This window comes from Bacteroides sp. D2, from assembly GCF_025147085.1.
GTDB lineage: Bacteria > Bacteroidota > Bacteroidia > Bacteroidales > Bacteroidaceae > Bacteroides.
This window is the reverse complement of the sequence record NZ_CP102261.1, coordinates 559,662-583,203: the sequence shown is the minus strand read 5'-3', so window position 1 is coordinate 583,203 and position 23,542 is coordinate 559,662. Positions and strand designations below refer to the sequence as shown.

Sequence of the window (23,542 nt, the reverse complement as noted above, 5' to 3'; positions counted from 1 at the left end):
AATATGAAACGGATACTGCTACTACTTTGCGGAATAATGCTCGTTCCCGTTATTGCCTGTTCCCAGCATTTGGTTGAAGTGGGAAAGGGGTATAGCTGTACTTCGGTCAATACGACGGTCTTTCGGAATAATTCGCTGGTTACACACGGTGATGAACAATATATCAGTTATTACGATAACGATGGCTATCTGGTACTTGGAAAGCGGAAACTGGATTCGGAACAATGGACATTACATCGCACCCAATATCAGGGAAATGTGAAGGATGCTCATAATATAATTAGCATGATGATAGATGGAGAAGGGTATATACACGTATCTTTTGACCATCACGGACATCCATTGAATTATTGCCGGAGCATTGCTCCCGGTTCTCTGGAACTGGGGGATAAAATGCCCATGACCGGAGTTGACGAAGCAAATGTCACCTATCCGGAGTTCTATCCTTTATCCGGAGGAGATTTATTGTTTGTTTACCGCTCCGGTTCTTCGGGTCGTGGAAATCTGGTAATGAACCGTTATTCGCTGAAAGAACATAAATGGACTCGTGTGCAGGATATACTGATCGACGGGGAAAATAAACGGAATGCCTATTGGCAGTTATATGTTGATGAGAAAGGGACGATTCATCTTTCATGGGTATGGCGCGAGACCTGGCATGTGGAAACAAACCATGATATTTGTTATGCCCGTTCTTTTGATAATGGGGTAACTTGGTATAAGACGAGTGGAGAACGATATGAACTCCCGATCAAATTGTCCAATGCGGAGTATGCCTGTCGTTTACCTCAAAACTGTGAGTTGATTAATCAGACGAGTATGAGTGCCGATGCGGGAGGAAATCCGTATATAGCTACTTATTGGCGGGAACCCAATAGTGATGTTCCTCAATACCGCATCGTCTGGAATGACGGGAAGATGTGGCATCAACGGCAGATAACCGATCGCCAGACACCTTTTACCTTGAAAGGTGGAGGTACGAAAATGATCCCTATTGCCCGTCCGCGTATTGTGGTAGAGGGTGGAGAAGTCTTTTATATTTTCCGTGACGAAGAACGGGGAAGCCGTGTGTCGATGGCACATGCGACTGATGTGGGTACGAGTAAGTGGACGATAACGGATCTGACGGATTTTTCGGTGGATGCCTGGGAACCCTCTCATGATACGGAACTTTGGAAAAAGCAGCGGAAACTGCATCTCTTTGTACAACACACCCGTCAGGGAGACGGTGAACGCACAGCGGAAATTGAGCCTCAAATGATATATGTATTGGAAACGAATATGGATACAAATAAATAAAGATATGAAGAAACTATATGCAACTCTTTTTTCTGCACTCTTTCTAGGCGGTGCAATCTGTGCAAGTTGTACGGATAAGAAGGATGCTTCTGCTGAAGAAGTGATAAACACCATTCATAAAGTGAATAATTATTGGCAGACGAATCATCCGGAACACGGACGTTCTTTTTGGGATAATGCCGCCTATCACACCGGAAATATGGAAGCTTATTTTTTGACTAAGCAGCCGGAGTATTTGGAATATTCGAAAGCCTGGGCGGAACATAATGAATGGAAAGGGGCAAAATCAGATCATAAGGAAAACTGGAAGTACAGTTACGGTGAAAGTGATGATTATGTGCTTTTCGGTGACTATCAGATTTGTTTCCAGACGTATGCCGATCTCTATAATCTGGAACCGGATACACAGAAAATAGCCCGTGCCCGCGAAGTGATGGAATATCAGGTGAGTACCCCCAATCATGATTATTGGTGGTGGGCAGATGGCTTGTATATGGTCATGCCGGTCATGACAAAGATGTATAACATTACTAAGAATCCGCTCTATTTGGAGAAACTGCATGAATACCTCGCCTATGCTGATAGTATTATGTATGATGAAGAGGCCGGACTTTATTATCGGGATGGAAAATACGTGTATCCTAAACACAAGAGTGTGAACGGCAAAAAGGATTTTTGGGCACGTGGAGACGGCTGGGTATTGGCCGGATTGGCAAAAGTCTTGAAAGAACTTCCTGAAACAGATAAGTATCGTCCGGAATATATAGATCGTTTCCGTACCCTGGCTAAGTCGGTTGCTGCTTGTCAACAGCCGGAAGGTTACTGGACACGCAGTATGCTCGATCCGCTGCATGCACCGGGACCGGAAACCAGTGGAACGGCTTTCTTTACCTATGGTTTACAATGGGGAATCAATAACGGTTTCCTGGATGCTGCAGAATATCAGCCGGTGGTTGAAAAAGCATGGAAATATCTCTCAACAGTTGCTTTGCAGCCTGATGGCAAGATTGGTTATGTGCAACCGATTGGTGAGAAAGCGATACCCGGTCAGGTGGTAGACGCAAACTCAACTTCGAATTTTGGAGTAGGTGCGTTTCTATTGGCAGCCTGCGAACGGGTTCGTTATTTGAATAAATAAATACAGGCACGGATTACACGGATTTCACAGCTCTTAGAGGCATACCTTAATATAAGTCAACAGCGTAATCCGTGCCTAAAATTTAATTCAGCATCAAGCTCATATATGGCTTTAACGGCTGAAGTATTCTATTGGTTAATTCGCTAATATTCATTTGTATATGTGCACCGGGCAGTCGCTCGGTATTATACATACACTTTCCTTTGCACAGGTAATAATAGCCGTTATTTACAGACAATTGTTTGTCCGATAATTCCAGCTGCATTTCATCTTCAGGAAAAGCCGCGGCATAGATTTGCAGCACTTCTTTGGCATTGATGATGCGTGCCATGCCTAGCGGATGTTGAGGCTGTTTATCTTCAGGAGGCAGTAGTTGAACCATGCGCTTGCATCCGGTGTGCTTCCTGATCGCATACAATAAACTATATTCCACATCCTTATCATCAGCGCAAAGTTCATTGATAATGATATGTTTGTCTCTTTTATATACAATGGTTATTCCTTTGATCTCGTTTTCCTGTCTGGCTACAAATAAATAACCTCCACTAATGGCAAGATCGGTCATAATAACCTGAAAGTCTTCCGGTGTGTGCTGAATACAGCAAGCCCGTTCGGAAAGCTTCTTATTCAAATAAGAATAGACCTCCTCCTGAAATTCTGAAACAACACTGACTGCTATCTCTTTAGAAGGGATAAACTCGGGCAAAACGATCTCTTTAGTTGAATACTTGAATACCGAAGCATATCCCATACGGGCATAATAATCAAACAACCAAGGTTCTGCCGGTATCAATGTGCTGAAGTGTACTCCATTCCGTAACATCCGGGCGAAAGACTGTGATAAAAGCTCTCGCATGACTCCTTTGCTTCGAAAATCGGGATGCGTACAGGCTCCTGAAATATAGGAGGTTTGTACAGTCTCTCCACCAAAAGTCATCGGATAAGGAAGCATTTGAAGGGCAGAGATTACCTCATCACCACTTTTGATGGCAACGTTCACCTCTGTCTTATAGCGTAGTCTGAAGTACATCTCGACGAATTCTTCACTATCGTCAAAACAGACTTTCCACAATGCTTTTACTTGCTCCTTTATCATCATATTTATAAAGAGTTTACCATTTAACCATATTCATGGGATGCTCTTTGAGACAAGCCATGTATTTTTCCAGAATCGTCACCGGTTGGTAAGACAATTTGGCTTTGCGCAAACCTTCGAGACCTAAATCCTCTTCCCGGTTGATATAGATATATTGTTCGGGAATCCGGTTGGCAAATTCATAATTAATCATAGCATACGCGCCTTCAATGCTGGTATCCGCTTTTTCTACATGCACGCCGAACGTTTCATGATTGATAGGCATACCGAATGTAAATGCTACGATTTTACCGTTCACATGAAGAATTCCACCCGTCAGTCCGAGTGCTTCGAAGTTGTGGAGGGCATAAATCAGAGCACGACGTTCATTGCCCGTCCCTTCCTGCTGGTCGCAGTGATTCACTTTACACCATTCTGCTTCCAGATCCAGACATTCCTGAATGCGGTCCGGAGTGATCGGTGTATATTCATAATCCGGATAAGTGTTGCGGAACCGGTTGATATGATTTCTTTTCGCTTGGAATTTCTTACCCTTCAGTGTTGAAAGATCACTTCTCAAATAGATATAATCCGCATAGTCGCGGTCTTCTGTAAATGTGAACTGTCCCGGAAGGATAGCTTCGAGATCAGCACGCATATTACTGCACACTCCCAACATACAGAAATGCTGGTTCTCTTTGCGGGCATCCTCTATCAGTTCCCCCAATATTGCTTTCAAATCTCCCGTACCTACGGGCATCATATAAGCGAGTTGATCTCCCGCCCAGAACTTGAACACCAGGAAGTTGTCGACCACTGCAAATTGGGTATCATATAAGAACCTCCAACTACAAAGATTGGAGAATGAAAGATCGCAATTGCGGCGATCACTTTTCATCGTGAATGAGGTGATTGTGTCTCTGTCTGCTAACGTGACATCTTTAAATGGAATCATAAGATTGCTTTTTGCGTTTAACTCTTTATATAACGGAAAATCAAGAGATTTTGTTTTTACAAAATACCTAATAATCGAAGGATAGTAGGTGTTAGCAGTGCAGTGAATATTCCATTTAGCGTCAGTCCCAGGCTGGCGTATGCTCCATATTTGCTGCTGATATCCATTGCAGTGGAGGTTCCGACGGCATGAGCGGCTGTTCCCATTGAAAGCCCTTGGGCGATCGGACTGCCTACGCGCATGATTTTCATTGTCTTAAAGCCACAGATAGCCCCTAATAAACCTACTGCTACAACAACTGCCGCCGTTAGTGACGGAATACCGCCGATAGCTTTGGTTACTTCCATCGCAATCGGGGTCGTAACCGATTTCGGAGCCAGTGACAGGATTACCTCTTGTGAGGCTCCCATGAATTTCGCAATCAGTACTACTGAAATAACTCCGACGATGCAGCCTGCCAGTTGAGACAGTAGAATAGGCAATAACTGCTTTTTTATCATTTCCAGTTGAAGATATAAAGGTACGCCTAAAGCCACAACGGCCGGGCGTAGCCAGAATTCGATCAGATGTCCTCCTTTATTATATGTCTCATAAGAGATATTGGTCATTTTAAGGAAGATGATTAATAGTGCGATGGTCAGCAATATAGGATTTAATAATACCAGTCCTGTTTTCTTCTGAAGCAGTTTGGCAAAGAAGAAAATCCCGAAGGTAATGGCCAGCAGGAAGAAATTATTTTCTAAGAAGCTCATTTGTCTTTATTCGTTAAGTTGATTTTATCTTTAAGGTGTAGTTTCTCCGGCAGATGGAAATCTGACAGATGAAGTTTGCGTGCCAGTTTGATCTGACGCGCCAGCCTGAACTTGCGGACGATCTGATGTACCCATCCCGTTACAACAAGTACAAGTGCGGTACTGACAATGGTAGCTATCACAATTGGCCAGAATTCTGCCGCAATAACATCAAAGTACAACATAAGAGCCACACCGGGTGGAACGAAAAAGAATCCCAAGTTAGCAACCAGAAAGTCGGACAATCCCTGTACCCAGTGTAACTTAATCCAACCTAATTTTAAAAAGAGGGTGAGCAGCAGCATACCGATGATGCTGGAGGGGAGCTTGATACCCGTAAGATAAACTATTAATTCACCCAAAGCCAAACAGCCAAATAAAATGGCGCACTGACGTATCATAACTAATAACCTATTGATTTTGTTTGAAAACGCTGCAAAGGTATGAAAAATAGGAGTACAGTGTTAAATATTACAATATTTTAGACTTGGAAGAGAAAAATAGGCGAAATTGTAATGTGGATATTGCAAAATTGAGTACTTTTGCACCGCAAATTACAAATTGTAATGAGGTTTTATAATAACATTCAATATATCTATGCTCAATTTAATCAACCAAATCGTGGCGCGTGCGAAAGCAAATCGCCAACGTATTGTTCTTCCGGAAGGAACTGAAGAACGCACATTGAAAGCTGCCAATATGATTTTGACAGATGAAGTAGCCGATCTAATTTTACTGGGTAAACCGGATGAAATTAATGAACTTGCTACAAAATGGGGATTGGGAAACATCGGTAAAGCTACTATCATTGATCCTGAAACTTCTCCGAAACACGAAGAATATGCACAGTTGTTGTGTGAACTTCGTAAAAAGAAGGGGATGACTATCGAAGAAGCCCGCAAATTGACGAGCGATCCTTTGTTCTATGGTTGTTTAATGATTAAGAGCGGTGATGCTGACGGTCAGTTGGCTGGTGCCCGTAACACTACTGGTAACGTATTGCGTCCTGCTTTGCAGATTATCAAGACCGCGCCGGGAATCACTTGCGTGTCTGGTGCTATGTTGCTTTTGACTCATGCTCCTGAATACGGAAAGAATGGCATTCTGGTAATGGGTGATGTTGCTGTAACTCCGGTTCCGGATGCTAATCAGCTGGCACAGATAGCAATTTGTACTGCGCAGACTGCGAAAGCCGTTGCCGGTATTGAAAATCCGAAAGTAGCTCTGTTGAGCTTTTCAACCAAGGGTTCCGCTAAACACGAAGTAGTGGATAAAGTGGTAGAAGCTACTAAGATTGCAAAAGAGATGGCTCCTACTCTTGATTTGGATGGTGAAATGCAGGCTGACGCTGCTCTTGTACCGGAAGTGGGTGCTAGCAAAGCGCCGGGTTCTCCAGTAGCCGGAGAAGCAAATGTGCTGATCGTTCCAAGTCTGGAAGTTGGTAATATTTCTTATAAATTAGTTCAACGTCTGGGACATGCTGACGCTGTTGGTCCGATTCTTCAGGGTATTGCCTGTCCGGTAAACGACTTGTCTCGTGGTTGTTCTATCGAAGATGTATATCGCATGATTGCTATCACAGCTAATCAGGCCATTGCAGCAAAAGCGAAAAAATAAGTATTAGATATAAAGTATTAAGTATAAATCGACAACGACATGAAGATTCTGGTATTGAACTGCGGAAGTTCATCTATTAAATATAAATTGTTCGATATGACCACCAAAGAGGTGATTGCACAAGGTGGTATCGAAAAAATCGGTCTGAAAGGATCATTCTTGAAACTTACTTTGCCGAATGGTGAAAAGAAAATATTGGAGAAAGATATTCCTGAACATACAGTAGGAGTAGAGTTTATCCTGAACACGCTGATTAATCCTGAATACGGCGCTATTAAATCTTTGGATGAGATTAATGCAGTAGGTCACCGTATGGTACACGGAGGCGAGCGTTTCAGCGAATCTGTATTGCTGAACAAGGAAGTGTTGGAAGCTTTCGCTGCTTGCAATGACTTGGCTCCGCTTCACAATCCTGCTAACTTGAAAGGGGTAAATGCAGTTTCTGCTATTCTTCCTAACATTCCGCAGGTAGGTGTATTCGATACGGCTTTCCATCAGACAATGCCGGATTATGCTTACATGTATGCTATTCCTCACGAACTGTATGAAAAGTATGGTGTGCGTCGTTATGGCTTCCACGGAACTTCTCATCGTTATGTGTCAAAACGTGTATGTGAATTCCTGGGTGTAAATCTGGTTGGACAGAAAATTATCACTTGCCACATTGGTAACGGTGGTTCTATCGCTGCTATCAAAGATGGTAAATGTATGGATACTACTATGGGATTGACTCCATTGGAAGGCTTGATGATGGGTACTCGTAGCGGTGATATTGATGCCGGTGCAGTAACATTTATCATGGAAAAAGAAGGCTTGAACACAACCGGTGTTTCCAATCTGTTGAACAAGAAGAGCGGTGTACTGGGCATTTCGGGTGTATCAAGCGATATGCGTGAACTCTTGGCTGCTTGTGCGGCTGGCAATGAGAAAGCTATCCTTGCAGAGAAGATGTACTATTACCGTATTAAGAAATATATCGGTGCTTATGCTGCTGCATTGGGCGGTGTGGATATTATCCTGTTTACTGGTGGTGTAGGTGAGAACCAGATGGAATGTCGTCGTGAAGTTTGTAAGGATATGGAATTCATGGGTATCGAACTTGATAACGAAGTAAATGCTAAGGTTCGCGGTGAAGAAGCAATCATTTCTACTCCTGCTTCTAAAGTGAAAGTAGTAGTGATCCCAACAGATGAAGAACTGTTGATCGCATCGGATACAATGGATATCCTGAATAAGTAATAATTTTATTGCTGATATACAAAAAAAAGATGGACTCGATTTCGAGTCCATCTTTTTTTTGTCTTACTTTGCATATCAAATAGTTATATCCCGTTTTTGATATGCGTTACTCCGTCATAATTCCCGTTTATAATCGTCCCGATGAAGTGGATGAATTATTGCAAAGTCTTACTGTACAACACTTTAAGGGTTTTGAGGTTGTTGTTGTTGAAGATGGTTCTTCCATTCCCTGTAAAGGAGTAGTAGACCGGTATGCAGATCGGTTGAATATAAAATATTTCTCTAAACCCAATTCCGGTCCGGGACAAACCCGTAATTACGGAGCAGAACGTAGCGAAGGCGAATACCTTATTATATTGGATTCTGATGTCATCCTTCCCGAAGGCTACTTCGATGCGGTAGAGAAGGAGCTCACCACTTCTCCTGCCGATGCTTTTGGTGGCCCCGACCGTGCACACGATTCTTTCACTGATATTCAGAAGGCAATTAACTATTCCATGACCTCTTTCTTCACGACCGGAGGTATCCGTGGCGGAAAAAAGAAGATGGACAAATTCTATCCCCGTAGTTTTAATATGGGAGTTCGCCGGGCAGTGTACGAGGCTTTGGGAGGTTTTTCAAAGATGCGTTTTGGGGAGGATATTGATTTCAGTATCCGTATCTTTAAGAATGGGTACACTTGTCGTCTTTTTCCTGATGCCTGGGTATATCATAAACGTCGGACTGACTTGAAAAAATTCTTCAAGCAGGTGCATAACTCCGGCATTGCCCGTATTAATCTTTATAAGAAATATCCGGATTCTCTGAAACTGGTGCATTTGCTTCCAGCCGTATTTACATTGGGAGTGGCGCTTCTATTATTAGGAACCCCCTTCTGCCTCTTCAGTTTCACGCCTATCATTCTCTATGCATTACTCGTATGCATTGATTCTACTATTCAGAATAAAAGTCTGTCTATTGGCGTTTATTCCATTGCCGCCGCATTTATACAGCTTATCGGCTATGGTACAGGCTTTTGGCGCGCATGGTGGCAGCGTTGTATCAGAGGGAAGGATGAGTTTGAGGCTTTCCAAAAGAATTTTTATAAGTAATCCATTTTTTATTTGCCTATTACCATTCCTATTTTTGTTTAAAAGGAATGTTGTCTGACACCCGGGTGTCAGACAAGTTATACTTTCATGGAAAAAAAGTAATGGATGCAATCGAAGAAATTTTTATAGGCTATATCTTTTTTCATTTAGTGGAGTGCAAATCACATTTCTTATTCTTCCCTTAAACCCCAGCAATTTGTCGCCTATCTGTTTCAATGGGAAGATAAGTGTTTCCTGATACCAAATGCTGTCTTTACGCAGGCTTTTCTGATTGTAAACTACACCGATTCGTCCTTCCAAACGTTCTTGTAGCTCTCCGTTTATGTAAAGTGAGGTCCCTTTGGCATCTCCCTCTACACGAACCTTTGTCCATTTTTCCACAGGCAAACGATAGGAATGGAAGATGAATTCATAGCCGTCGCGCGAGAATGCGAATTTACCCGTATTTTGCCAGTTCGCGGTGAAAACAGAATGGGGACCTTTGAATAAGACCGCATCGATATTGGGCTTTGGATCTGCGTAGATTTCAAATTCCACACTATATGGATAACCGATTTCGGGTATAGAGGTAAGAACCGAGTCGTTACCTTGCAGGATAATTTCCTGGCCGGAAAGCGTTAGGTCTTTTCTGTCATCTATGCTGGCCTGTAGATTTACGCCCGGTGCTTCCGGTGTTGTCCTGCACCACGTTTCGAAGGTTTCAAACGGTATGTTTCTTGTGTTTTCTCCTTTCCAAAGTTTCTCGCTCATAACCTGCATGGCAGGAAAGGTGCGTATATGTACATCCTGTTGGCTGATTCCATTTCCGACACGGTCGTTCCATACAGCAAACATGGCTCCTAATAAATTAGTAGACTGCTCTATCATTTCTCCCTCTTGCATCATTCGTGGTGACCAACTCTCATATATCCATTGATGATCCAGAAAGTTATGGTAGTAATTCACGGCTGGTACGATATATAGAAATGCATCGCATGTATTAATCGCTTTGGCTCCTTCCTGCAGTGCGGTTTCTAAGTCTAGCCAGCTATAATTCCATGCATTGACCGTTTTTCCTTTCAGATTTACGGGGGTATTTCCTTTCATGTGTTTCAGACTTCCCCATAATCGCGGATTTTTTCCATATTTGGTGATATACTTCAGATAGTATTCAGTGAAATAGCGGAATTGTTCCGCTTCTTTGAGGTTGTACTCATCAGTGCCGATATGTACGTCCGGTCCGACAAATATCGGGTGATCTCCCGAGAGATATTCGTCAAACAAAGTATCAAGGAAATCATATACCTCTTTTTTATAGAGGTCGAGATGATCCATACCATATTCTTTTTTGTCGGCTGCCAGTATCGGATTGTAATGAGTGAAAGCGAGTGAGTGTGCCGGAACATCAATTTCTGGGATGATATTGATTCCATATCGTGCGGCCATTTGCTGGAAGTTGCGGAATTCTTCTTTGGTGTAGGAACCATCTTTGGATGTGAGTCCCGGAAAACGGTCGCTTTCCAATCTGAAGGCGGCGTATGTTTTGTTCCAGTCATTATCGAAAAACTCAACGAAACCATTATCATTCAGATGTATTTGCAGTTCATTCATTTTATAGAACGAGAGAATTTTTACGTAATCCTGCAAATAGTCCATTGTGAAAAATTTCCTGGCTACGTCAATCATCAGTCCGCGGTGAGCATACTGCGGATAATCCAATGCTTTTCCTTTCATGAGTCCAAAAGGCTGGTTATGGATCATTTGCAACAGTGTGCGAGTTCCCCAGAATACTCCTTTTACGGTGGAGGCTTCGATGGTTACATGGTTGCGTATATCCAGTTCATAGCTTTCTTCTCCCAATGATGAAGGCGATTTTTTCACTGACAGATAGATAGAATGATTTTTCGGTTTTCCGGAGGTTACCTGATAATTCCAGCCGAACATATCTTTTAAGTCTTTTGCCATTATTTCCGCAGTTTCTTTCAACAGGCTTTCTGCTTCCGGAGCGATTATAATCTTTCCTGTTTCCGGTAGTGTCAGTTTGCCTTTTGCCCCATTCCAATGTTGTAAGGAGGGAATCACCTGCGGGATATCCGTTTGAGCGTATACTGTCATTCCTAATAGTAGTAAGATGGATAAGATGCTTATTCTCTTTTTCATATTTATTAGATGTTTATATATTAATCTTGATAGCGCAAAACTACGATATTTGGAAGTAAAGGGATTCTAAAAATAGACTTATAGCTTCCAAAATTCATTTTTTCAGTTATATAGGAGTATCTTTGTGACTTAATTTGATTAATAATGGAAAGTAAACACAAACTATCCATCAACCAGTGGGCACTGGAAGACCGCCCACGGGAAAAAATGATGGAGAAGGGAGCAGCCGCATTGAGTGATGCCGAACTACTCGCTATATTGATTGGCTCCGGAAATACGGAAGAAAGTGCTGTCGAATTGATGAGACGCCTGCTCCTGTCTTGTGATAACAATCTGAATTCATTGGCAAAATGGGAAGTGTGTGACTATTCCTCTTTCAAAGGTATGGGACCCGCAAAGAGCATTACAGTGATGGCAGCCTTGGAATTAGGCAAACGAAGAAAGCTGCAAGAAACCAAAGAGAGACTTCGAATCACTTGCTCAAAAGATATCTATGATATTTTCCAACCGATCATGTGTGACTTGGAACAGGAAGAATTCTGGGTGCTCCTATTGAACCAGGCAACCAAACTAATTGATAAGGTACGTATAAGTACTGGTGGCATAGACGGAACTTATACCGATGTGCGCACCATTCTCCGGGAAGCATTGCTGCAAAGAGCTACACAAATCGCGGTGGTGCATAACCATCCTTCGGGAAATATTCATCCCAGCCAACCGGACAGGAGTTTGACAGAGCATATCCATAAAGCGGCGGAAACGATGAATATCCGTCTGATAGATCACGTCATCGTTTGTGAAGACGGATTTTTCAGCTTTGCAGATGAGGGCCTACTCTAATTAGTAATACTACCTTATTTAAGTGAGAATATCTTATTTATTCTCACTCCTGCATTCATTTTTATACTGCGTGGGCGTCAAGCCTGTGTACTGTTTGAATGCAGTACTGAAATAACGTAAAGTAGTGAAACCTATCTGATCTGATATTTCAGTAAATGTCAGATCGGTGGTTTTTATCAGAGTAATGGCTTGCTCCAACCTGAATTTGTTGATATAGTCATTTGCCCCCATATCGGTGATAGCCTTCAACTTGTTGTAAAGAGATGTTTTACTCATTCCGATCTCTCTGCAGATAAAAGGAATATCTAAAGACGGATTGCTGATATTCTCGGAAATGAGCTTGTTAAACTTTAACAAGAACGTTTCATCCGCCTGGCTGAAAGTACTCTCCAGCGGTTGAGGGAAGTTGCCTATATGTTGATAGTGCTCTTTCGTTTGCTCCCGGTTGTATAGCCGGTTCTGTATAATCTTAACAAGAGTGTCTATCTCAAAAGGTTTTCCCAGATAAGCGTCCGCCCCGATTTTATACCCATACAGTCGGCTCTGTTCATCATTGCGTGCCGTGAGCAGAATCACAGGAATATGACTGATGCCGATATTCTCTTTTACCGCTTTGCACAGTTCGTATCCATTCATAACCGGCATCATCACATCGCTCACTATAATATCCGGAACTTGCTTTTGCGCTATTTCGAAAGCTTCCCGGCCATCATGTGCTATATAAATTGCTTTGAATAAGGATTTCAATTCTTTGGAGAGGAAATCTGTCAGGTTATGATTGTCGTCTACCAATAGCACTGTGTAATTCTGCGTAGAGAAGTCGAGTGTCTCGGGAGCGTTGATCTCATGATCTACGTCCGGTGTAATCAATTCATTGATGTAAGGTTTCGGCTGGCAGATGACTTCGCCCGACTCCAATCCCAAAGGTAAGTCGAAGAAGAAAGTGGCTCCTCCCGCTTCGTTGTTCATGGCTCCGATTTTACCTTTATGCAATTCCACCAGCATCTTGGCGTATGAAAGTCCGACTCCGCTACCGCCAATTTCCTGCTTGCCTTGATAGAAACGGATGAATACTTTCTCCATGTCTTCCTCTTGCATACCTTCTCCCTGATCCAAAACGGAAACACGGACGTATGAGTCATTTTTGCTGGTACGGATAGTGACGGTTGTGTTTTTAGGACTGTGTTTCAGTGCGTTCGTCAATAAGTTTGTGACTACGATTGTACACATACCCTTGTCAAATACCACCTCTTTTATGCTGTCGTCGAGCTGATAATCTATTTGCACTTCCTGGGCAGCTCCCTCGTCCGTAAAATCGGCACCAATCTCCTTTATCCATGAGTTAAATGGATAGGCTTGGAGTTTCAACTTGGTTTCTCCTACTTCCATCTTACGTACGTCCAGCACCATGTTGATAAGATCTTTCATCCGTTGAGCCTGTTTATGTATATTCTTCAACGGTGGATAAATGGCATCTGTAGAAGGAAGTGTCTTTAATATGCGGCTTAGCGGGGCATATATGAGTGTGAGCGGAGTTCGCAGTTCATGGCTGATATTAATCAGAAAACGAACTTTTTCTTCATACACATTCTGCTCGTGTTCTTTCATCATCCATTTCATCTTGTTTTCTTTGCGTCGAAGCAGAACGAAAACAATTTGTACCACAATGCCTATGCAAGCAATGATGCAGAGAGAAACGAACCACCAGCTTCTGTACCAGGGTGGCAGTACGTTTAATGTGAAAAGAAACTGGGGAGTTGTTTCATTTCCTTCCTGTGTGTTACAGCTCACCATGATGGGATAACTTCCCGGAGCAAGAGATGGGATCATCAATTCAGGGTTGTAGCCTTCGGTTTTAAGGTCTCCCATTTGGAAATGATAGACTTTGAGCCGGAGAATGTCCGCACCATAAGTCATGACACGGATCTTAATGTTTTTACTGTTCCAGGGGATGGATATCTTGTCTTGATTGAGCTGATACATCCTGTTCTCTCCGTTTATGGTCAGTTCGGCAAGGCGTATTTCCGGAGAGTCACTACTCTTTTCTATTTGAGTGTCTGCATTGATACATAGTAAGCCTTTTACACCTCCCATATAGATGTTGCCTTTGGGGGAAATGAGACGGGGCTCGGCCAAGTATTCATTGGGGGAAATTCCATCCGCTTCTCCGAACCATACAAAACGTTTGGTATCGGTGAGCCATATAAAGAGTTTCTGTTCAGCTCCTATCCACACTTTTCCTTTATTGTCGCATAACACGGTATTTACTTCATTAAATAAGGTGGTAGGAATTCTTTCGAATTTGCGGGTATCAGGGTGATAGGTGTACAGGCCACGGGTGCCTGCAATCCAGAATACGCCCTTGTCATCCCTGGATACAGCATTGAAGAATCCCTGTGGAGCACTTGCAAATATCTCCACTGTGTCTTTTTTACGATCCAGTCTATATATATTATAAGGATCGTTCAGGTAAATGGCAGTGGAATCATATCCAATGGAACTCAACAAGCCTTTTATTTTCACTTCTTTGGCACAAGGGACAGGAGTGAGTTGCCGGGTGGAAGTATGGTAGCGGTAAGGAGGCGAACTTAATATTAAGATCGAATTGGGAGTATCCCGGTATAAGTTGATTGGCTGTCCGCTATAGCGGATGTGATGCTCTAATGAAGGGCTCATAATAGCGAAAGGACGCTTCTTTCCTGTCTTTTTATCGAATATGAAGATACCTTTGGAAAAGGCAGATACTAACAATTCGTTGGGTGTGAAGCCGGTGATGGAGACCATCTTGTCTCCCCAAGTGTCGGGATAGTGCACAAATGTTTCTGTAGAAGGAATGAATTTATTGATACCTCCTCCGTCCGTAGCGATCCAGAGTTCTTCGGAAGCCGGTTCCTGATATAGTTGTAATACCGTACTTTGACTTAATCCTTTGTTGTGCCCTAACACAACATTAGTGTAAGTTCTCATGGATACTTCACGAATGTTGATAACCCCTTCACGTTTACTTCCCGCCCATATATTTCCGGCAGAGTCGCTATGCAGGCAGAGTATTGTATTTGTGGGAAGGGAATGATTATCTCCGGAGATATGTTCGAGTACGGTAATATTGCCGGTTGTGGGATCGAGGATATTGATACCTCCCCCGTCTGTTCCCATCCATATTTTTTGTTTGAATTCGGTCATGCACAATACGATGTCACTGCTCAAACGGGAGTTTTGAGTGGTATAGCTGGCTATCAATTTTCCCTGGGCGGAGAAACACTTGACGCCATTGTTGTAGGTTGACAGCCATATTCTTTGTTGGGAGTCTATGATGATTCCTACGTTGTCGTTCCCGTATTGGAAAGGAAATGGGGTTATCTCGAAATTCTTGAGGTTCATTTGCAGTATTCCCTGTTGCCAGCTTAGACACAATATGGTATCGGGTTTCCACATTTGTATGGATCGTATAATGAACGGCTCGTCGGTCTTGAATTCCCGTATGAGAGAAATCGTGTTGGTGGCATAAGAATATTTATATATCTTGTTGATCCCTCCGAACAGAAGCCCGTCTGCTATTTTGCAGATCGATTTGGCAATGATGGGCTGATTATTTAGTTTGGGGATAAAGAAGTTGTCGTGAATAAGAGAATAACGGGCGATTCCTGTGGTGGTCAGTATCCAGGTTGTCTGCTGATTATCTTCAATAATTTGCAGGATACTGTCGTTAGGCAGGGAATTTTCATTATCAGGTTGTGCGGTGTACTTTTTGAGTTCCGTTCCATCAAATCTGATTAGTCCTGTCGGAGTACCGATCCAGATGAATCCCTTTTGTTCGGTATAGATACAGCTGATGATAGACGGCATTCCGTTTTGGGAACCAATCAGTTTAAAGTCGTAATGGTTACCTATACTTATTGCTGGAAATGTGCCTACGATAAGAAAAGCCAGTAAGCAGAAAAAGTGTTTTATCCAAATACTTTTTTTCATCAGTCAAGATTATTAAGGGGAGATTAGTGAAACAAAAGTATGATTAATTCCGCTAAAACAAAAGAAATATTTCCAAAAACCGCCACAAAGACGTTCAAAAACGGAATATGGATGTTTTTGGAAACATTTTGGCGATTTTATGAACTCGCCATTCTGCCAATCAATCTATTTTTGTGGTGTATTTCAATGCCGGATAGTGTGGGCTATTGGCAAATGGAACTCAAAAAAACTTTTAGTATTAACTTTAATATAATGTTATGAAGAAAATGCAGATTAGGATGCAACTGGTGTGTCTCTTTTCAATGCTTTTACTGTTCTTCCCTGTGGAGCTCTTTGCTCAACAGGGCACTATCACTGGTAAGGTGGTAGACGAACGTGGCGAGTCCGTAATCGGAGCAACCGTTATGGTGAAAGGTTCTACTGATGGTACCATTACCGATTTGGATGGAAACTTTAAAATTAACGGTAAAGTAGGTACAACGATAACTGTCAGCTATGTGGGCTATGCTCCTTTGGAAGTGAAAATCACTAAGCTAACAGGAAATCGGTTCGTGATGAAGGAAGACTCCAAAACTTTAGATGAAGTGGTGGTAGTCGGTATGGGAACACAGAAACGTAATACTATTACAGCGGCTGTAGCAACAGTTAATGCGGATGCAATCGCTACCCGTCCTGTGACGGATGTAACCAGCGCCTTACAAGGTAATGTGGCTGGTTTGAACTTTGCTTCGGATGCTTCTGAAAGCGGTACCGGTGGTGAAGTTGGCGGAGAAATCAAATTTAATATTCGCGGTATCGGTTCTATTAATGGTGGAGAGCCTTATGTATTGGTGGATGGTGTGGAACAGAGCTTGCAGAATGTAAATCCTGCCGATATAGAAAGTATCAGTGTATTGAAAGATGCTTCTGCAGCAGCCGTGTATGGTGCTCGTGCTGCGTATGGTGTGGTGTTAGTAACGACCAAGAGCGGTAAACAGGATAAAGCCCGGGTGACTTATCGCGGTTCTGTGGGTATGAGTGCACCTATCAACATGCCCGAGATGATGAACTCTGTAGAGTTTGCCAATTATAAAAATGCGTACCGTTCGGCAATTGGTGAGTCTCCATACTTCTCACAGGAGACTATTGATTTGATGAATCAGTTTTTGCAGAACCCCTATGGTGAAGGTCTGCCCGGTATTACCGCCAATCAGGAGAATACCGGTTGGCGTGGCGGTGAATCGCAGTATGCCAATACCGACTGGTTTGATTATTTCTATAAAAACAAATCTTTGCGTCATTCACACAATCTAAGTATCTCCGGTGGATCGGACAAAGTGACTTATTATGTCGGTCTGGGTTATACTTACCAGGGTGGTTTGCTGGATCGTGTAGAAGACTCTCTGGATAAATACAACGTGAATACCAAATTTCAGATCAAGCCGAATGACTGGTTGAAGTTTAACTTCAATAACAATATCACGTTGAATCTGATTTCCCGCCCGCTCCCCGATATGTCTATTCTTTATCATCAGATAGCTCGTTCGCAGCCTAATATGGTGACTGAAGTTCCTATTTCCGGGCTTTATAATCTTCCTTCATGGAATGAAGCTTTGTATCTGGACAATGTGGGCTATTCGCAGAACCGCATTTCTGATGCCATGACTTTTGCAGCTACTGTTACGCCTCTGAAAGGCTGGGACATTATCGGAGAGATGAAAGTTCGTTTTGATGTGCAGAATGATGAATTCTTGCAGAAGCAGCCCCGTACCACACGGCCCGACGGAACCATAGAGAATGTTACCGCTCCCCGGCAGGGATATTCTTATCCCGGTATCGAATATTCGAATTCTTTGTGGGGATCAATGACTCGTGGAAATCAATTCAACTATTATTTGTCTCCCAGTGTGTCGTCTTCATATACGAATCAATGGGGTGACCATTTCTTTAAGGCAATGGCCGGTTTCCAGATGGAAGTGCAGCAAAACTCAAGCATGTATGCGTATAAAGACGGAGTGATGAGCGATGATACATTCTCTTTTGACAATGCAAACGGAAAAGCCTATAATAGTGAAGCGCGTGACCATTGGGCAACCATGGGATTCTATACCCGTTTGAACTGGAACTACCAGAATGTCTATTTTCTGGAATTTAGCGGACGTTATGATGGTTCGTCACGTTTCGCTTCCGGCAATCGTTGGGGATTTTTCCCTTCTTTCTCTGCCGGTTATGACATTGCCCGTACCGACTACTTCAAGCAATGGAGCTTGCCTGTTTCACAGTTGAAAGTGCGTTTGTCTTACGGACGTTTAGGCAATCAGAATGGAGCCGGACTATATGATTATCTGAACTTCATGACATTGAGACCGGACTATTCAAATGCATGGTTGCTTTCCGGTGTCACTTCGGCTACTCCGGTACGTGGTACAGTCGCTTTAACACCTTCTATGGTAAGCCCGTACATTACATGGGAAAAAGTGGATAATGCCAACTTAGGTTTCGACCTGACTTTGCTTAACAATCGTTTGACGATTACGGCGGATATTTACCAACGTACGACCAAAGACATGATTGGCCCGGCTGAAGCAATTCCTGATATTGGCGGTATTGCTGTTGACCAACGTGCTAAAGTAAATAATGCAACGCTACGTAACCGTGGATGGGAATTGTCGGTTAACTGGTCTGACCAGCTGAAGAATGGTTTCAGTTATGGAATCGGTTTCAATATCTTTGACTACAAAGCAGTGGTAACCAAATACAATAATCCGGAGGGATTGATTTATAACAACCACACCGGTCTGGTTCGTAACAAAGGTTATTACCAGGGAATGGATTTAGGTGAAATCTGGGGATATGAAGCAAATGATCTGTTTCTCACCAACCAGGAAGTGGATGAATATCTGAGAGGAGTAGACATGTCTTTCTTCAAACCGAATAAGGATTGGCAACGTGGTGATTTGAAATATATCGATTCGAACGGTGATGGTAAAATTGATCCGGGTTCGGGTACATTGAAAGATCACGGTGATTTGAAAATTATCGGTAATACGACTCCTCGTTACTCCTTCGGTCTGAACTTACATGCCGGTTATAAAGGTTTTGAAGTTTCCGCATTGTTCCAGGGAGTCATGAAACGTGATTTCCCGATGGCTGCAAGTACTTATCTGTTTAGCGGTGATTCCAACTTCTTTAAAGAACATTTGGATTATTATAATGTGTACAATCCGGGGGCTTACCTGCCGCGTCTGACAAAACCCGACAGTCCTGAATATAATGCGAACGTAGGTTACAACACCTCACGTTATTTATTGAACGCAGCTTATATGCGACTCAAAAACTTGATGATTTCTTATAACTTCCAGCCTAAACTGGTTAAGAAGATGGGATTGGAGAACTTGAAAGTGTATTTCACTTGTGATAATCTCTTCACGATTGACAATTTGCCGGACGTATTCGATCCTGAAACCTTGAATCAGGTAAATACATGGGCTGGGGGTAGTAACGAAACTGCTCCGGGATTGACTTCCCCAATGAAGCAAAATGGTAACGGAAAGGTATATCCGTTGAATAAAAACTACGTATTTGGTATTGAATTTACCTTTTAAACCATAAGATATGAAAAGAATATATATAATGGCTTTTGTAGCCGCTTCAATATTACCATTTTCATCCTGTTCAGATTTTCTGGATAGAGAACCGATAACCAAGCCGGAAGCCGGTAATTTTCTGACAGGTGCCATACAGGTTGAAAACTATATTAACGGACTATATATGACGTTGCCGTCTTTTAGTAAGTTCGGTTTGGGAGTTCGCAGTGAAGAAAAGAATAGTGACAATATTATTGCAGAAAAGTATGATGCCCGTTTGCATGGACAGAATAACCAGTTTAGCGGAGCTTCCGATTGGCAGACTGGTTATCAGAACCTGCGTAAAGTGAACTATTTTTTCCATAATTATAAAGTACCCGAAGCACAGGAAAACGAAGATGTACTGTCGTTGAAAGGGGAGGCTTACTTTTTACGTGCCTATTGGCATTTCGATTTATTGAGGAAATTCGGTTCTATTCCGGTAATGGATGCTTTTTGGGATGAGAATGCGACAATCGCAGGATTACAGATTCCCGCAAAGACACGTAATGAGGTAGCCCGATTTATTTTGAGTGATTTGGTTGAGGCGAAGAATCTGTTGCATTCGCGCGGTAAATATTCCGGAATTCGTATCAATAAAGAAGCTGCCATGGTTTTGGCAATGAATGTGGCGTTGTATGAAGGAACTTGGGAAAAGTATCACAGCAGCGATGATTTTGCATCTTCCACTAACGAATCAAATTATTTCTTGGGTGAAGTTATTAACTGGGGAAATGAACTGTTCGGTTGTGGCATTGATCTGTATAAAACCGGGCAAAATCCGGGAGATGCTTTTGCGGCATTGTTCAATAGCAAAGATCTGTCAGGAATGGGCGAAGTGCTATTGTGGAGGAAATATTCGAGTGATGAAGGAGTCTTTCATGATGTCAACGGTAATCTGAAGGCAGGTGTTGTCGACTCGGAAGGAGCTGCCGGAATTACTCAAAGCCTGGTGGATAATTATCTGAATGCCGATGGAACATTTATTGATCCGACAAATGAGAAATTTAAGGATTTTAAGGAAACATTTGAAGGCCGTGACCCTAGATTGATTCAAACGGTGATGAATGAAGGTGCCAAATTTGCTTCTGCCACTACTGCGACCCCAATGCATCTGGAAGAATATACGGATGAGAAGAAGAAGAATACTATTAGTCCTCCTAAATTGGCAGGAGATGGAAACACACGTTCTTTGACGGGTTATCACATCCGTTTGGGAATAGATACCACCTTTGTAAGTGGTAATGGTGAGACTGCTTTACCTATTATTCGTTATGCCGAAGGTCTTTTGGCTTATGCAGAAGCTGCTGCTGAACTGGAAATGTGGAGCGATGATATAGCGAATAAGACATTGAAAGCGCTTCGTGAACGTGCAGGAGTGAAATATCTGGCACCGGCAAAGGATGCTAATTTCACCGATTTCGGTTATACATTGACTCCTGTTTTACAGGAAATCCGTCGTGAACGCCGTTCTGAACTTGCTTTGCAAGGTTTCCGGCTGGATGATCTCATGCGTTGGAAAGCCGATAAACTGATTGTTGGAAAGCGTGGTAAAGGTGCTTATGTAGGTGATGAATCTATTTTATTCAAATCTTACAGTCCGGATAATCAGAAAAGAATCAGAGAGCGTCTGACCCTTGATGATAACAAATGGGCGGATCCGATGGCCGGGACTCTGCCAAGCGGATATCAATTCCATGCAGATAGGGATTATCTGTTACCGATCCCTCCTTCAGAATTGGAATTGAACAAAAAGTTGAAACAAAACCCGAAATGGTAATCATTAATAATGATATAATAGGATAGATTATGAAGAAATATTTCTATAGATTATTACCAATTTGCCTGTTTATCCTTGTAATGACAGGCTGTAATGACACCGAGACGGTTATCTCTATCGGAGAAGCCCGGAATCTGGTGGCCGAAATCAGTACTCAAAGTGCTGCTATCGGAGATAATGTGACCTTTACTGTGAAGGTAGATCAGCAAGACAATCAGTTGGCACTCGAAGAAGATATAGACGTTGTTCTGACTTTTGCAGGTAAGAATGTAGAAGGAAAGGATGTCCCTGTATCTGATGTCTTTGAAGGCTTTGCCGGTCATCTTTTTATGAAGAAAGGTGAGAAACAGGGATTTACCGAATTTAAGGTAAAGAACGATCTGGCTAAATATCCTATATCGGGTACTATCACCGCTTATGTCAGAGGATACAAGATCAATGCGGCTGAACGTCCGATTGTGGTATCTGATAAACACTACACCATCTTGTCATTGAAGAACAATTCGGACAATACGGTGAAAGAGTATGGCTCATTTATTCTGGTCGCTACGGTAGGAGCGTCAGCTAAGGAAGATGTAGTCGTTCATATTGATGCGGGTGAAGATGCGGATAAATATGAGAATCTGCCGAGCGAATTGGTGGTGAAAGCCGGGTATAAAACAGCTGAATCTGAACTTATATGGGTGAAAGGAGAGAAAGGACCGAATACTTTCACTTCTGTGTCTATGTCTTTTGCTACCGATTCTGAAATTCATCCGGTATATGGGGACGAGTTGGAAATTAAGGTTACTGATACGGATGCAGGTTTGACTCCGGGCACCGAGTTAACCAATGAGCAATGGGTTTATACAGATCCGGATCAGATATTTGTATCAGCCAGCAATAAAAAGGCTGTAGAAAAATGGGATGAGGTCAGAGCTGCGTCAGCACTATTGATAAAGGAGGGTGATCCGCATCCGAATGAAGCGTTAGCTGCTGAAGGATGGACATTCCTGAATTCTTATGAGTTCCATCCGATTGATGCTTTGACAGAAGGTACCGGACTCCCCAATCAGTATGGTAATCGTCCTCCACGTTTTATGGCGGCACAGAATGTGGCTAACACACAGAAAGTACAAGCGGTTGTAAATGAGAAATATGCAACGATGATTCAAGATGGATATTTGAAAATGTGGTGTGCGTATGATCCGGGAATCAGTGTGACAGGGGAAATTACGGGAACAAGAGATTTTGGAGTTTCCTCCCTCTATGCAAGTAAGTTTGATGGTGTGCCTACGGGTGCTGATTCTTGGGAATCCAGCAATGTACGCATTTTGCCGGGCACTCGTGTGGAAGTTAGAATCCGTGTGCGTGGAAAGAAACACTCTTTCAACTCGGCAGTCTGGTTCCAAGGAAATATCAGAGGTGTGCAATGGTCTACCTATGGTGAGGTTGATCTTCTGGAAAATCCGGCTACCAATGCGAATCCGAATGGCGCTTGGCAGACTTTCCACTGGAATGATATATCCACTTCATCCGGTGATAAGTATAAACCGTCTTCAGGACAGTTGATAATATCGGATATGGATGAATTCGATATCTATTGGATGGAATGGAGAGATAATAACGAGATTGCTTTAGGTATTAATGGTAAAGAGAATGTACGCATGAGGACTGACGGCAGCTATACCGGAATAGCTAATGGAACGGCTTCATGGAACTCGTCTACACATTGGCCGTTTACGGACAAATACAATACGGAAGGGTTACATTTACTATTGACATTTGCCGGATGTAATGAATGGGCGCTTGGTGACGCTGCGGCAGAACAGGCTGCTAAAGATGGTAGTTGGGCAAACGACTTTAAGCATATTTCTTATCAGGAAAGTAAGTCTAGCAATGATACGCCACGTATGGAAATCGACTGGATACGTTTCTATAAGAAGCCAACCTACGACTATTTTGGAAGTGGTACTCCAACGCGTAACAAACCAATGTATTAATGGTTGTTGAAATAAAGATATT

General features: G+C 42.6%; 15 protein-coding genes. 9 read left to right on the top strand and 6 right to left on the bottom strand.

The window, feature by feature from the left end; translation table 11 throughout:
* The first annotated feature begins 3 nt into the window (after positions 1-3).
* Positions 4-1,299, top strand: coding sequence for a BNR repeat-containing protein (locus NQ505_RS02130; protein ID WP_008997947.1), 1,296 nt, complete (start codon positions 4-6; stop codon positions 1,297-1,299).
* Between the two features lie 4 nt (positions 1,300-1,303).
* Positions 1,304-2,437 carry a glycoside hydrolase family 88 protein gene (locus tag NQ505_RS02125; RefSeq protein WP_008997946.1) on the top strand — a complete coding sequence of 378 codons (1,134 nt, stop codon included), beginning with the start codon at positions 1,304-1,306 and terminating at the stop codon, positions 2,435-2,437.
* 82 nt (positions 2,438-2,519) lie between these two features.
* On the opposite strand, the gene NQ505_RS02120 is transcribed toward NQ505_RS02125, so the two are convergent.
* The 4 genes from NQ505_RS02120 to NQ505_RS02105 are packed head-to-tail and all read right to left on the bottom strand — an operon-like array spanning position 2,520 to position 5,659.
* The gene (locus NQ505_RS02120) at positions 2,520-3,536 is read right to left on the bottom strand and encodes a GNAT family N-acetyltransferase (protein WP_008997945.1); all 1,017 of its coding nucleotides are present in this window, start codon (positions 3,534-3,536) and stop codon (positions 2,520-2,522) included.
* Between the two features lie 13 nt (positions 3,537-3,549).
* A complete protein-coding gene (locus NQ505_RS02115; RefSeq protein ID WP_004299734.1) occupies positions 3,550-4,467 on the bottom strand; it encodes a DUF2156 domain-containing protein in 918 nt (305 codons plus the stop codon).
* Positions 4,468-4,523: 56 nt separating this feature from the next.
* Positions 4,524-5,219, bottom strand: a complete 696-nt coding sequence (locus NQ505_RS02110) for an LrgB family protein (protein ID WP_004299735.1) — start codon at positions 5,217-5,219, stop codon at positions 4,524-4,526.
* Complete coding sequence (locus NQ505_RS02105) at positions 5,216-5,659, bottom strand: CidA/LrgA family protein (protein ID WP_004299736.1); 444 nt, start codon at positions 5,657-5,659, stop codon at positions 5,216-5,218. The genes NQ505_RS02110 and NQ505_RS02105 overlap by 4 nt, the downstream gene beginning before the upstream one ends.
* 196 nt (positions 5,660-5,855) lie before the next feature.
* Between NQ505_RS02105 and pta the strand changes: the two genes are divergently transcribed.
* From pta to NQ505_RS02090, 3 genes are all read left to right on the top strand, one after another.
* Positions 5,856-6,875 carry a phosphate acetyltransferase gene (gene pta, locus NQ505_RS02100; RefSeq protein WP_004322197.1) on the top strand — a complete coding sequence of 340 codons (1,020 nt, stop codon included), beginning with the start codon at positions 5,856-5,858 and terminating at the stop codon, positions 6,873-6,875.
* Between the two features lie 39 nt (positions 6,876-6,914).
* Complete coding sequence (locus NQ505_RS02095) at positions 6,915-8,114, top strand: acetate kinase (protein ID WP_008997944.1); 1,200 nt, start codon at positions 6,915-6,917, stop codon at positions 8,112-8,114.
* A gap of 101 nt (positions 8,115-8,215) precedes the next feature.
* Positions 8,216-9,205, top strand: a complete 990-nt coding sequence (locus tag NQ505_RS02090; RefSeq protein ID WP_004305053.1) for a glycosyltransferase — start codon at positions 8,216-8,218, stop codon at positions 9,203-9,205.
* A 123-nt stretch (positions 9,206-9,328) separates the two neighbouring features.
* Here the strand turns inward: NQ505_RS02090 and NQ505_RS02085 are convergent, their stop codons facing one another.
* The gene (locus NQ505_RS02085; protein WP_004310642.1) at positions 9,329-11,344 is read right to left on the bottom strand and encodes a family 20 glycosylhydrolase; all 2,016 of its coding nucleotides are present in this window, start codon (positions 11,342-11,344) and stop codon (positions 9,329-9,331) included.
* Between the two features lie 144 nt (positions 11,345-11,488).
* Here NQ505_RS02085 and radC point away from each other — a divergent pair, with 144 nt between their 5' ends.
* Positions 11,489-12,184 (top strand): RadC family protein, encoded by a 696-nt coding sequence (gene radC / locus NQ505_RS02080; RefSeq protein WP_004299741.1) that lies wholly within the window; start codon positions 11,489-11,491, stop codon positions 12,182-12,184.
* A 33-nt stretch (positions 12,185-12,217) separates the two neighbouring features.
* Here the strand turns inward: radC and NQ505_RS02075 are convergent, their stop codons facing one another.
* Positions 12,218-16,153, bottom strand: a complete 3,936-nt coding sequence (locus tag NQ505_RS02075) for a response regulator (RefSeq protein WP_004305050.1) — start codon at positions 16,151-16,153, stop codon at positions 12,218-12,220.
* 257 nt (positions 16,154-16,410) lie between these two features.
* On the opposite strand from NQ505_RS02075, the gene NQ505_RS02070 reads away from it, so the two are divergent.
* Genes NQ505_RS02070 through NQ505_RS02060 form a run of 3 tightly spaced genes read left to right on the top strand, consistent with a single transcriptional unit; the run spans position 16,411 to position 23,520 of the window.
* Entirely contained in the window at positions 16,411-19,737 is a 3,327-nt protein-coding gene (locus NQ505_RS02070; RefSeq protein WP_004305049.1) for a SusC/RagA family TonB-linked outer membrane protein, read from the top strand.
* A gap of 10 nt (positions 19,738-19,747) precedes the next feature.
* On the top strand, positions 19,748-21,538 hold the full coding sequence (locus NQ505_RS02065) for a RagB/SusD family nutrient uptake outer membrane protein (RefSeq protein ID WP_008997942.1): 1,791 nt from the start codon (positions 19,748-19,750) through the stop codon (positions 21,536-21,538).
* Between the two features lie 29 nt (positions 21,539-21,567).
* A complete protein-coding gene (locus NQ505_RS02060) occupies positions 21,568-23,520 on the top strand; it encodes a DUF5006 domain-containing protein (RefSeq protein WP_008997941.1) in 1,953 nt (650 codons plus the stop codon).
* Positions 23,521-23,542 lie beyond the last annotated feature (22 nt).

Bases quoted from the DNA above. Each gene is read 5' to 3' on its own strand.
- NQ505_RS02085 (WP_004310642.1), bottom strand. From the start codon at position 11,344: ATGAAAAAGAGAATAAGCATCTTATCCATCTTACTACTATTAGGAATG.
- pta (WP_004322197.1), top strand. From the start codon at position 5,856: ATGCTCAATTTAATCAACCAAATCGTGGCGCGTGCGAAAGCAAATCGC.
- NQ505_RS02065 (WP_008997942.1), top strand. From the start codon at position 19,748: ATGAAAAGAATATATATAATGGCTTTTGTAGCCGCTTCAATATTACCA.
- NQ505_RS02075 (WP_004305050.1), bottom strand. From the start codon at position 16,153: ATGAAAAAAAGTATTTGGATAAAACACTTTTTCTGCTTACTGGCTTTT.
- NQ505_RS02110 (WP_004299735.1), bottom strand. From the start codon at position 5,219: ATGAGCTTCTTAGAAAATAATTTCTTCCTGCTGGCCATTACCTTCGGG.
- NQ505_RS02115 (WP_004299734.1), bottom strand. From the start codon at position 4,467: ATGATTCCATTTAAAGATGTCACGTTAGCAGACAGAGACACAATCACC.
- NQ505_RS02105 (WP_004299736.1), bottom strand. From the start codon at position 5,659: ATGATACGTCAGTGCGCCATTTTATTTGGCTGTTTGGCTTTGGGTGAA.
- NQ505_RS02070 (WP_004305049.1), top strand. From the start codon at position 16,411: ATGAAGAAAATGCAGATTAGGATGCAACTGGTGTGTCTCTTTTCAATG.
- NQ505_RS02095 (WP_008997944.1), top strand. From the start codon at position 6,915: ATGAAGATTCTGGTATTGAACTGCGGAAGTTCATCTATTAAATATAAA.
- NQ505_RS02125 (WP_008997946.1), top strand. From the start codon at position 1,304: ATGAAGAAACTATATGCAACTCTTTTTTCTGCACTCTTTCTAGGCGGT.
- NQ505_RS02120 (WP_008997945.1), bottom strand. From the start codon at position 3,536: ATGATGATAAAGGAGCAAGTAAAAGCATTGTGGAAAGTCTGTTTTGAC.
- radC (WP_004299741.1), top strand. From the start codon at position 11,489: ATGGAAAGTAAACACAAACTATCCATCAACCAGTGGGCACTGGAAGAC.
- NQ505_RS02130 (WP_008997947.1), top strand. From the start codon at position 4: ATGAAACGGATACTGCTACTACTTTGCGGAATAATGCTCGTTCCCGTT.
- NQ505_RS02060 (WP_008997941.1), top strand. From the start codon at position 21,568: ATGAAGAAATATTTCTATAGATTATTACCAATTTGCCTGTTTATCCTT.
- NQ505_RS02090 (WP_004305053.1), top strand. From the start codon at position 8,216: ATGCGTTACTCCGTCATAATTCCCGTTTATAATCGTCCCGATGAAGTG.